Origin of the sequence: Shewanella sp. SR1, assembly GCF_020447145.1 — a bacterium.
GTDB lineage: Bacteria > Pseudomonadota > Gammaproteobacteria > Enterobacterales > Shewanellaceae > Shewanella > Shewanella baltica.
Genome location: NZ_JAJAEF010000004.1, coordinates 107,882 through 119,378 on the forward strand (window position 1 = coordinate 107,882; position 11,497 = coordinate 119,378).

Below are 11,497 nucleotides of genomic sequence, written 5' to 3' on the forward strand. Positions count from 1 at the left end.
CGGCCCTAAAGCCACGCCCTCCTATTCTCTGTTAAGCTATCCTGCTATTTTTTTGCTCCCTGCACCATCCATGCGTCAATCTGCGTCCTGCTTCATCCCTGCTCAATCCTTGAGGTCCTTGTACTTTCGTACTTCCCTATATCTTGGTCATCCAGTCCCAAGCTTGCTCTTTCCTGAGCGGTTCCATCATCATCCATGAAACGGGTATTGCATCCATTCAATTGCACTCCATGTGCCATTGCCATCCTATGCAATGAGTCTATCAATCCTTGATAGTCTCCCTTCCTTGGTATTGGCTCTCTTTCATCCTGAAAGGCCCATATCCCTATCATTCCTTAAGTCACATTCCTTAGTCACTGTTCGATCATCCTGATCGCCAACATCCTGTTGCCCGTAATTCCTTCTACAAGATGAATTCTACGCCAACCAACGAAAGTACTCATTGCGGATTATTTAAAATGTTAACAAAAATGGTGAGCTCAGCTGATAAAAAACAGACTAACTGACTGATATAAATATAAATAATAACCAACCCAAAGACATAACCACCCTTTTAACCTACAAATTACTTACATACTTGTAAGAGATCTCTTACACGGAGGATGGCAATTCGAATCAAAAGTAAGCAAAACGCTAGATGTTCTCCCCTGAGGACTTATGCATAAACCGCTATCGCTCAAAGTTCGACAAGCATTCGGCGCATGACCAGCACACAGAGAGTAAATTATTGGGCAATAAGAGAAGTAAGACTGGTAAACATGCTTTACGATGATAAGTCTTTAAGCAGAGTTAAGATAAAGTCAATGTGAATAGCGTTATAGCTTGGCAAAGCGAGATTAATACTGAAAATGAACCAAAGAAAAGGGCGCAACTAAAGTGCGCCCCATTTATCCTTTGTAAGCCGTCCTGCTCGATTTGTGCTCCCTGCACCATCCATGCGTCTGCTTGCGTCCTGCGTCGTCCCTGTAATCCCTTTTCGTCCCTGTGTATCAAACTTGCGTGAGATAACACTCAGTCCTTTGACCTGTAAATCCATATTACAGAGCCTGTCACTTCCTATGACTTTTTCCTATTGCATCCTGCAAAAATTTGTCTTCCATGGAGTAGTACAAGCTGTTCACCCTTATACTTTATCCTTGTCTCGACACATCCTGTCTCGAGTTCATGCTTAATCCTTAAGCGTGTCCTGTATTCTTCCTGAAATTCATCATCCTGACGATACAACTCACTGTCTCTAATCATCCTTGAAAAGCAATCCTGCTTTTCCTTAGCCTATCCTAGGCGAATGACAGTTTTCCTACCGTCAGCGATTTCAACCTTGAAATCTTAATTCGTTGCTTCTTGCGTCCCTTTGGCCTGTTTCGCTTTCCTTGCTATCCATTTGCTTTGGCCATGAGTGAATTCTACGTTAACCATGACTTTTTTGTTCGGCTCAAAGAACGGACTACAAAAGAAATTACGGTCAAACATAAACTAAATAAACATAAGCAAATGATTCTATTTAAAATTAAACATAAGAGAACAAAAAACAATCAAAAAGAAAACATTATGTCCTACAGCGTTTGTAAGCGATCTCTCACACGGGCATGGGCATCTCACTCGGACGGCTTTTTTAACGCTTAAAAAAGCCGCTGATCATCTGAGCAAACATTATCCAATCAGCCATCAAACTGTAAAAGGGATACTGAAATGTCGCGGGTCGATTCTTCTCGAATACGAAGTGTCCCACCCACGCAAAACCGTAGCCAACGACCGGGATAAACCAACATAGCCACCAGGCTTGTGAAACCAAGGCAATGCCAATCAGCAGCAGGACTAAGCAACTGCCAACAAAGTGTAATTGCCGGCAAGTTGGGTGCTGGTGTTGGGATAAATAGAAAGGATAGAAATCGGCGAACCGTTTATAAGAGTGAGTCATCTTGTTGAACCGAATAGAATAATAACTGACCATGGACACTGCCGATATTGAGCTCGCCTAAAGAGACAAAGTCATGCTGGGTAAATAATTGCAGATGGCTCTCTTGAGCGACAAACACACCAATGCCATCCAGATCCGGCTGTTCATCACACCAACTCACTACCGCTTGCACTAACTTATGTCCGAGTCCTTTATGCTGCTCGTTTGGTGCAAGGGCGATAAACTGCAAAATACCGCAGTGCTTACTGGGTAAGAGTTCGACAATACTGGACTCTTTTTTCATCAAAGCTTGGGTCGATTGCCAGCCTGTACCTAACAACATCTTCAAGCGCCAATGCCAGTAACGCCCTTCACCCAAAGGCACTTCTTGCGTTACCACACAGGCTAAACCAACCAGTCTTTCATGGTCAAATAAACCTATGAGTGCTTGTTTTTGTTGCCATAACGTATTGAGTTCTTCGCGGATCGCGGCGCGCAGTTTTTGCTCGTAAGCAGCTTTATCTGAGGTGAAAAGTGAATCGACAAAAAAAGGGTCATCATGGTAAGCGTTATAGAGGATAGAGGCGGCAATGCGTAAGTCTTCCGCTGTCAAATAGACCGCACGGCAGTCTTCCAAGGTTTCATTGTCCATTATTAGTATTCCTTGACTTAGCTCACACTTTTTATGAGTAACAATTAATTTACCAAGGAAACGGAAAAGTGCAAATTTTAATCATAGATTGCATTTTTCAATCAGGCGCTTACTCTAAACGAAGGCACTATACTGAAAAGGAAATAATGATGGATACAACTCCAGTAGACCTAAGCCACTTATTCGAGCAACTCGGTTTAGACAGTAGCGATGAAGCCATAGCGCAGTTTATTGCAACCCATGATATCGACCATCACATCCATCTAAGCCAAGCGCCCTTTTGGACCCCAGCTCAAAAGAGCTTTATCATCGAAGGCCTAGAAGCTGATGCCCTCTGGACTGAGCCCATTGAGCAACTCGATACTCAGCTACGTAAGCTATAAAACTCGCGGGTTAAATTTTACTGTAAGCCGTTTCACCCCAACCCACTAAGGCATTGTTGCTCAGCACGATAGGTGTGCATTCGTCCTTAGTGGTTTTTCCATCGCCATTATTGCGCTGGGTACGATAAAACAACACTAAGACTTCTTTATTCGATTCACCTTGTTGAGCACTTTGTTGAATGTAGGCTTCACTAAAATCAGCGGTGCCCATTAAGATCATCACTTGGTCTTTGGGCATCCCTAAACTCAGTTTGGTTAAGTTAGTGCGGTTTTTATCCTGCACTTTCTCCCATGATTCGCCGCTATCCCAACCCGATTCGCCATCACCGACATTGACCACACAGCCGCTAAGACCTAAGCTTGCAAGCCCTAAAAAAGTGATGGCGATAAGTTTGTTATTCAATTTATGGTTAATCATGTGACATCCTGTGTGATTATTATTGTTGCTTAAAAAAGCGATTTAGGCAGGAGAATAAGCAAAATAGATGCCAAACGATAACACACTGTTTTTAAATGAAAAAATTACGCGACCTTTTGAGATTAGTTTAAATCATTCAACAAATTAAGGAATTTTGCTAATTATGAGTCCACTTGACCAAGTATTAGCGGCTGCACGTTCGCTCGAAGCCTGCGGTAAAGTACCGAGCCTTGCCTTAATTAAAACCCGTTTAGGTAGCAGCCTACCTTTACCGATATTGATCCAAGGCTTACAGCAATTTAAATCTATGCCTAAGGCGGATCGTGAGCGTTTAGCCGAGTTGCAAGCCATCAACCCGACAACCGAAGCCGCTGCAACTAACGATACCTTAACGCTTATACTGCTTGCCGAGCGTCTGCAGATACAACAGACGCATTTTGAACGTCATGCTGAGCAGCAAAAAGCAGAAATCATGCAATTGAAAAACGAACTGCTTGAACTTAAACAACGTATCAACTTATTAGAATCCCAAGGAAAAACCGCTTAATGTTTGTCACTGAACTACGCTTCGAATGCTTCGCCGACACCACGATTTCTGCCGCCGAAAAAGCCATTAATCAGCTCCTTGAAGCCTATCGAGCTAATGGCCAAATCTTAGGGCGAGAATTTGCGGTCGCCTTTAATGACGGTGAGTTTAGAGTGCGTTTACTGATGCCAGAGAAAAGCAGTTTAGCGCATAAATATCACAGCCCTTGGGTCAAAAAAGCCTTAGCAGAGTTAACCGACGCTAAGCTACTCGCGCCGCGGGAAAAGTTTATCGGTCAGGACATTAATTCTGAGGTCAGCAATACCGACACACCGAGCTGGCAACTGCTGTATACCAGCTTTGTGCACATGTGCTCGCCCCTGCGCAGCGGCGATAATCTATTGCCCATTCCTTTATATCGACTCCCAGCAACCTTTAATGGCGATCACAAACGCATTATCCGTTGGCAGAGCGAATGGCAAGCCTGTGACGAGTTACAAATGGCGGCGGCCACCAAAGCAGAATTTGCCGCACTTGAGGAATTATCGAGTCCAGACAGTGATTTATTTCGTAGAGGTTGGGATTTACGCGGCCGTATCGAATATCTCACTAAAATCCCGACCTATTACTACTTATACCGCGTCGGCGGCCAAGATTTGGCCTCAGAAAAAGCGCGACCTTGCCCACGTTGTGGCAGTCATGATTGGAAACTCGATGAACCTTTATTGGATATGTTCCACTTTCGCTGCGAGCCTTGCCGCATAGTATCGAATCTGTCATGGGATCATCAGTAACATCATCTTATCCCGCCAAAGACCTCAACCTAAGATAAACCACGCTTAGGTTGAGCGTTCACACTCAAACTAAGTGTGGTTGAGCGTTCACGCTCTGGCTAAACATGATTGAAGGCTGAGAACTCGCAGCAAGATAGCGTCAAGCTCACGCCAACTAACGTTTACCAAAGAGGTTTTGCCACATACGTTTAAAGCTGGCAAAAATCCCCGGATGTTCTAATGCGGGCATAGGCAGTTCTTCATGTTTAACGGGTGGTGCTATTCGTGGCGATAACGCCTCAATAAATTCCGCTAAACTTGGCGACAATTGCTGGGTGGGGATCTCACCTGGAAGCTCTATCCACACGCTGCCATCACTGTTGTTGATGGTGAGCATTTTATCGCCCTCATCTAACAAACCGATAAACCACGTCGGCGGCTGCTTGAGCTTTTTCTTCATCATCAGATGACCAATCAGGTTTTGCTGTAGGCAGGTAAAATCATCCTCGTTCCACACTTGCAGTAACTCACCCGTGCCCCATTCTGAGTCGAACAATAACGGTGCAGAAAAATACTGACCGTAAAAATGATTGATTTCTGGCCATAAAGTCAACTCAAGCGCATGCTCAACATTGGCAAAACTGCCTTCGACTTCGCGTTTAACCGGCTGCCAAGAAACGGCTTGATCAAGATCAGCATGAAATTCACCTTGAATACACACAGAAGGCTCACCCTGTGGGTAATAACGCGGTAGTTCACCTAAACTCGTTAGGTAAGCTTGATGGTAGTTTTGCAAAAATTTATCGAGTGCGGGCAGACAAGACACTTAAGCACAATCCAATTTCAGGTATAATGTGCGCCTATTTTGACATGGAAACAGTATTGATGACACAGAATCACGATCCCTATAGTGATGCGCAAGCGCTTGTTGGCCTGACTTTAGGTAAAGCCACAGACTATCAAGCCGAGTATGATGCGTCGCTGCTGCAAGGGGTTCCACGCTCACTAAACCGTAATGCTATTGCACTCACTGGGACGTTACCGTTTCATGGTGCCGATATCTGGACGGGTTATGAGCTGTCTTGGTTAAATGCTAAAGGTAAGCCTATGGTGGCCATAGCTGAATTTCATTTAAGCTATGAAAGCCTGAACCTGATTGAGTCGAAATCGTTCAAACTGTATCTCAATAGCTTTAATCAAACCAAGTTCGATAGCATAGATTCACTGCAAAAGACCTTAGTCGCAGACTTAAGCCAATGTGCTCAAGGTGATATTAGCGTTAAAATCATCGAACCAAAAAGCTTTGGCATTCAGCGTATTATCGAGTTACCAGGCACGTGTATTGACGATCTCGATATTGAAGTCAGCGATTATAGTTTTAATCCTGATTACTTGGAAAACAGCACGGACGATAAGCAAACGGTTGCGGAAACGCTTAATTCAAACCTGCTGAAATCCAACTGTTTGATCACTTCGCAACCCGACTGGGGCAGCGTGATGATCCGTTATCAAGGGCCTAAAATCGATCGCGAGAAACTGCTGCGCTATTTGATTTCTTTCCGCCAACATAACGAGTTCCACGAGCAATGTGTCGAGCGGATTTTTGTCGATTTGAAGCGTTTCTGTCATTGCACTAAATTGACCGTTTACGCCCGCTATACGCGCCGCGGCGGTTTAGATATCAACCCGTATCGCAGTGACTTCGAGCAACCTGGCGAAAGCCACAGACTCGCAAGGCAGTAATTAACGTTCGTTCGAGTATCAGATTACGAACTAAGGTTTAGAACTGAGAAAAAACTAAGGTTAAAAACCGAAACTAAGCTCTGAATCGCTAGCCTAGCTGCTAGCAAGATTCAGAGCTTTTTCATTTACAGTGCTCGCACTGGCATCGAGCAATAAGCTTCGCAGCCATTGATGGCTCGGGTTTTGGGTGTATTTACTGCTCCACACCATATACAAATCAATGGGTCTTGTTTTCAGTGGCATAGGTAAAATCTGGATGCCGAACAACTCGGCGTACTGACTGGCGTACCGCAAAGGCGCTATGCCTATCGCCTCACTTTTGCCTACGGTAGCAAACATACTCAATAAAGATGACTGCTCACTATACATCTTGCGTCTGGGCAAGACGCCTTCGGTAAACAAATCCCCCGCAGTAAGATTAAAACGCCGCATATTCAAAAAGACGTGTTTCCCCTCAAAATACTGCTCATGGGTGATGGCGCCTTGAATCCGAGGATGCTGCCGACTGACGATACACACTAAGGTTTCAGTGAACAGTAATTTGCTCGAGAGCAAACTTTGCTGCGCGGGTTTAATGTCTATCGCCACAGCGACTCGCTCAAGCAAGATATCGCGATATAAATCAGCTTCCTGTGGCGGTGATTCTCGAAAAATCACTTCAATATCCGCATCCTGTAATAACGCCTGCACACCGGTTTGCAGCGCTTCGATAACCGACTCATTGGCATACACATAGAAGCGTCGCTGACTGCACTTTGGATCAAAATGCTCAAACCCCAGCAATACAGTTTCGATATCTGCCATTGGCTGCTCAAACTTACGGTACATTTCCCGCGCCACTGCCGTCGGTTCAATTCCCCTCCCAACCCGATTGAACAGTGACTCCCCGACCCATCCCCTGAATCGACTGATCGCATTACTGACCGAAGATTGAGTTAAATCCAGTTCTTCAGCCGCTTGCGTGAATGAACGAGTACGGTAAACCACCATAAACACCCGCAATAAGTTTAAATCTAATGGCTTTTGTGTCGGCATAAGGGAAACCACTCATTCACAATATGAATATTACAACCCAAGCTAACGCGAGTTATCTAAATACACAAGCTGTCTATACTCAAACCATCAACGACACTATCCCTCCTATCTGTAGGTAAAATTATGCAAAAATCTTTGATGACATTGAGTATTATCGCAACGTTCTCCCTCAGCGCTTCGGCGGCAGAACACGAGCATGAACATATCAGTCTGCACTATCAGGGAAAGCCTGCGACCCAGCAAACCGCTGAGGTCAACAAGGCCACAGCAGCCACTCTAAATTACACCGATAAAAAAGCCTTTGAAGAGTTTTCTAAGAATCTCATCGCCGAACTCGATGAACCAACTGCCGCCATTTTACGCACCGAATTCAGCTTTATCGGCGACAAAACCCCAGACACAGTCAATCCCTCACTCTATCGCCAAGCTCAGTTGAATATGGTGTCTAACGGCTTATACAAGGTCACAGATGGCATTTATCAAGTTCGCGGCACTGACTTGTCGAACTTAACGCTTATCCGCGGTAAAACGGGGTGGATCCTTTATGACGTGCTGCTCACCAAAGAAGCGGCAAAGTTATCATTGGAGTTTGCGCTAAAAAACTTGCCTGAGGGTAATGACTTACCTGTGGTGGCGATGATTTATTCCCACAGTCATGCGGACCATTTTGGCGGTTCCCGTGCAATCAAAGACATATACCCTAAGGTCAAAGTTTATGGTTCAAATAACATTACCAAAGAAATTGTCGACGAAAACGTTCTCGCCGGTAATGCCATGAGCCGCCGCGCTGCCTATCAATACGGCGCAACGTTAGAGCGAAACGATCAAGGTATTGTCGATGCAGCACTCGCCAAGGGGTTATCCAAAGGCGAAGTGACCTACGTTAAACCCGATGTCACCTTAAACGGCAAAGATAAGTGGGAAACACTCACCATAGATGGCATAGACATGGTGTTTATGGATGCCTCAGGCACAGAAGCCGCCTCGGAAATGGCCACCTATATTCCCTCAATGAAAGCCCTGTGGACGGGTGAACTCACCTACCATGGCATGCACAACATTTACACCTTGCGCGGTGCAAAAGTCCGTGATGCAATCAAATGGTCAAAGGATATCAATGCATTGCTGACACGCTTTGGCGATGATGCACAGGTACTTTTCGAGGCCCATTCAGCGCCCGTCTTTGGCAATGCGGATGTAAATGCTTACCTCAGAATGCAAAGGGATAACTATGGCCTAGTGCATAGTCAAACCCTGCGTTTAGCCAATAACGGTGTGGGTATTCAAGATATTGGCGATGCGATTCAAACCACTATCCCTAAGGCGGTGCGCGATACTTGGTATACCAATGGTTACCATGGTACCTACAGCCATAATGCGAAAGCCGTGTACAACATGTATTTAGGCTATTTCGATATGAATCCAGCCAACTTAAACCCGCTACCGACTAAAGATGAAGCGAAGAAATTTGTCGAGTATATGGGCGGTGCTAAAGCCGTGGTTAAACATGCCAAAGCCGACTATGCCCAAGGTGAATACCGTTTCGTGGCGACGGCACTGAATAAAGTGATCATGGCAGAACCCGATAACGAAAAGGCCAGACAATTACTTGCCGATACCTATGAGCAACTGGGCTACCAAGCCGAAGGCGCAGGCTGGCGTAACATTTATCTTACCGGCGCCCAAGAGTTACGCGTAGGGATCCAACCCGGCGCGCCCAAATCGGCATCGGCAGATATTTTAGGTGAAATGGATATCTCGACTCTGTTTGACTTCCTCGCCGTAAAAGTCGATAGCATCAAGGCCGCAGAACTTGGATTCATCAGGCTAAATGTAATTAACCCCGATACCAAAGACACTCTCTACGTCGAGCTAAGTAACGGTAACTTAAGCAATATTAAGGTTGACAAACCAATGGAGGCCGACACCAATCTTTATATTGATAAGCGCTACATTACCAGGATTTTACTCGGCAAAGTGACCCTCAAAGACTTACTTGCCAACGGCACGGCCAAACTCGAGGGCGATAAAGCGGCCTTCAGTAAGATAGCGTCGACCTTAGTAAAATTTGATGAAAACTTTGAAATCGTCCCGCTACCTAGCGCGAAATAATGACATCAACGCCCTGAAGCTTCAGGGCTTTTTTTATGGGAAAACGAACTAGCGTATAATCACCTTGAACGCCTCTAGCACTGGGGGATTGGCATCATCCCAAGCAGATTCAGGATGATGTTGTCAGTTAAGAAAGCAGCATTAGTTCCCAGAGGCTGGCGTTGGAGTTGGCGCTACAGTTTTACACTCAAGTAATAATTGCTGGAAATGTTCGCCTAAATCTTGCTGGGCAAATTGCTCGCTCGCAGTCGCCATTTGCTTCAGGCTTTGTAAGGCTTGATCTAAACCTTGTTGCTCGATAAGGCTTTTTGCATAGGCCGCCGCATCCGCGCCCTTTTGTAGCAAGCTCGCGACTTGATCAAAACTGATGTCTTGCTGCATCACTTTCTGCAAGTCACCCAGTAATTCAGCCACCTTGGCCGACTCCACCAGCGAGCCTTCAACATTCACTAATTTGCCAAGCGGATCTTGGCTAAGTTTTTCTGCCACGCAGGCTGAAACTGTGCCCGCAGCCGCGCTTTGGGCGACAACATCTAAGCCATTGGCACGAATTTGCTCAACCACTTGCTGCAACTGTGGATCTTGGGCCAACCAAGCCTGCTCTAATTGCTGCTTTTCATCGCCACCAAAATAACCACAACCAGATAACAACACCAGCATAGTGGCCGGCAATACGCACTTAATCCGTTTCATTGCTAAACCTCATTTATTTCATTCAACTTCAAAATATTATGGGCGTGACTATATCCAGCAATGTTTAACCGAAGATGAATAAAATGGATTGATAACAAGATAACGCGCAGAAAGAATTATGGCTAAACGCAATCGCAGATCTTAGCGGTTTAAGTGAGTTTACTGGCGCGAATAACGCCCCCTCTTTCGCCGTTAATAATCTGCAAGTAAGACTTCTATGCTGCTCAGCTGCGCGGTTAGTGTCATGGGAATCGCGGCATTACCAGCATGCGCTAGGCTAATGGCAAAGCGATACTCCTCGGTCAAACGACCAAAGTGCGTCTGCCAATGCAGGGAATCAACCAAATCCGGTGTTTTTAGCGAGATTTGTTGCGGGATATTTAGCGAGATATGTGGATAAACATTAAGCATTGAAGCTACGCCGCAGGCTTGCCTCAATCCGGCATCTTGGCATGATAACTCAAGCGATTCTGCCGCCAATTGCTCAAACGGCTTAAGCTCAAAGGCAAAGGATTTGAGCGACTGCGCTAAACCTAAACCAGTCGCCTTAATATAGGACTCCTTTAGCGCCCATAAATCGAAAAAGCGCTGCCGCTGACTCGTTTCATCGGCGAGGGCGAGCAAGGCTGCGGTTTCTTGGGGAGAAAAATAGTGATTTAGGATTGGATAGATATCCGTCTTCGGCCGTGACCTTTCAATATCGACACCAAATAAAACAGACTCAACGCCATCAAACTGAGCCACACCAATCAATAACCAATCGCCGCTATGGCTTAGGTTAAACTCAAGCCCCGTTTGCTGCCGTAATGTCGCCGTTAAACTCGGTTTGCCCTTAGCGCCATACTCAAAACACCACTCATGTGGCGATAAATCCGCATAGCGAGATAATACGGTCCGTAGCGCCGCCCTCACCTGTAACCCCTTTATTTGCGCCTTGGGATCGCGATAACGCCTGACCTTTGCGAGTTCATCATCACTTAACCAAGACTCGGCAAGTGATGTTTGCGCCGCTGAAATATCGTTCAGCGGAATAAAAAACAGATCCACATTCACGCCGTTTTTGCTAGATGTTAGAGAGTCGGTCATTCGAGAGCCTAGCTGTACAAAGCCTTGCGGCTGATGAGTTATCATTGTCTGGCTTTTTGGAGAGCACTTAGCAACATTCTTATCTGGTTCATTATTGTCTAGGTTCATCATTATCTGAGTTCATTATGCATCTTAAATCGTTTCAACTAAGCCCGAGTTCAATTCTTAGCCGCACTCTA

At 45.5% G+C, this 11,497-nt stretch carries 12 protein-coding genes; 5 read left to right on the forward strand and 7 right to left on the reverse strand.

Annotated features, from left to right (window positions below; genetic code table 11):
* Positions 1-1,612: 1,612 nt before the first annotated feature.
* Positions 1,613-1,918, reverse strand: a complete 306-nt coding sequence (locus tag KV201_RS05215) for a DUF962 domain-containing protein (RefSeq protein WP_226058718.1) — start codon at positions 1,916-1,918, stop codon at positions 1,613-1,615.
* Positions 1,902-2,549 carry a GNAT family N-acetyltransferase gene (locus KV201_RS05220; RefSeq protein ID WP_006085234.1) on the reverse strand — a complete coding sequence of 216 codons (648 nt, stop codon included), beginning with the start codon at positions 2,547-2,549 and terminating at the stop codon, positions 1,902-1,904. The genes KV201_RS05215 and KV201_RS05220 overlap by 17 nt, the downstream gene beginning before the upstream one ends.
* 149 nt (positions 2,550-2,698) lie before the next feature.
* Here KV201_RS05220 and KV201_RS05225 point away from each other — a divergent pair, with 149 nt between their 5' ends.
* On the forward strand, positions 2,699-2,932 hold the full coding sequence (locus KV201_RS05225) for a DUF2789 domain-containing protein (protein ID WP_012588139.1): 234 nt from the start codon (positions 2,699-2,701) through the stop codon (positions 2,930-2,932).
* A 10-nt stretch (positions 2,933-2,942) separates the two neighbouring features.
* Here the strand turns inward: KV201_RS05225 and KV201_RS05230 are convergent, their stop codons facing one another.
* On the reverse strand, positions 2,943-3,350 hold the full coding sequence (locus KV201_RS05230; protein ID WP_226058719.1) for a DUF3192 domain-containing protein: 408 nt from the start codon (positions 3,348-3,350) through the stop codon (positions 2,943-2,945).
* A gap of 163 nt (positions 3,351-3,513) precedes the next feature.
* Between KV201_RS05230 and KV201_RS05235 the strand changes: the two genes are divergently transcribed.
* On the forward strand, positions 3,514-3,897 hold the full coding sequence (locus tag KV201_RS05235; protein WP_226058720.1) for a hypothetical protein: 384 nt from the start codon (positions 3,514-3,516) through the stop codon (positions 3,895-3,897).
* On the forward strand, positions 3,897-4,670 hold the full coding sequence (locus tag KV201_RS05240; RefSeq protein ID WP_006085230.1) for a Zn-ribbon-containing protein: 774 nt from the start codon (positions 3,897-3,899) through the stop codon (positions 4,668-4,670). Before KV201_RS05235 ends, KV201_RS05240 begins: the two co-directional genes overlap by 1 nt.
* 154 nt (positions 4,671-4,824) lie before the next feature.
* Here the strand turns inward: KV201_RS05240 and syd are convergent, their stop codons facing one another.
* Positions 4,825-5,475: a SecY-interacting protein gene (gene syd, locus KV201_RS05245; RefSeq protein WP_226058721.1), complete on the reverse strand. Its 651-nt coding sequence runs from the start codon at positions 5,473-5,475 to the stop codon at positions 4,825-4,827.
* 59 nt (positions 5,476-5,534) lie between these two features.
* On the opposite strand from syd, the gene queF reads away from it, so the two are divergent.
* The gene (gene queF / locus KV201_RS05250) at positions 5,535-6,392 is read left to right on the forward strand and encodes an NADPH-dependent 7-cyano-7-deazaguanine reductase QueF (protein ID WP_006080957.1); all 858 of its coding nucleotides are present in this window, start codon (positions 5,535-5,537) and stop codon (positions 6,390-6,392) included.
* 93 nt (positions 6,393-6,485) lie between these two features.
* Here the strand turns inward: queF and KV201_RS05255 are convergent, their stop codons facing one another.
* Positions 6,486-7,427 (reverse strand): LysR family transcriptional regulator, encoded by a 942-nt coding sequence (locus KV201_RS05255; protein WP_226058722.1) that lies wholly within the window; start codon positions 7,425-7,427, stop codon positions 6,486-6,488.
* A gap of 123 nt (positions 7,428-7,550) precedes the next feature.
* Between KV201_RS05255 and KV201_RS05260 the strand changes: the two genes are divergently transcribed.
* Positions 7,551-9,539 (forward strand): alkyl/aryl-sulfatase, encoded by a 1,989-nt coding sequence (locus KV201_RS05260; protein ID WP_226058723.1) that lies wholly within the window; start codon positions 7,551-7,553, stop codon positions 9,537-9,539.
* A 141-nt stretch (positions 9,540-9,680) separates the two neighbouring features.
* On the opposite strand, the gene KV201_RS05265 is transcribed toward KV201_RS05260, so the two are convergent.
* On the reverse strand, positions 9,681-10,232 hold the full coding sequence (locus tag KV201_RS05265; protein WP_226058724.1) for a hypothetical protein: 552 nt from the start codon (positions 10,230-10,232) through the stop codon (positions 9,681-9,683).
* Between the two features lie 192 nt (positions 10,233-10,424).
* Positions 10,425-11,318, reverse strand: a complete 894-nt coding sequence (locus KV201_RS05270; protein WP_226058725.1) for a 4'-phosphopantetheinyl transferase superfamily protein — start codon at positions 11,316-11,318, stop codon at positions 10,425-10,427.
* Positions 11,319-11,497: the final 179 nt, after the last annotated feature.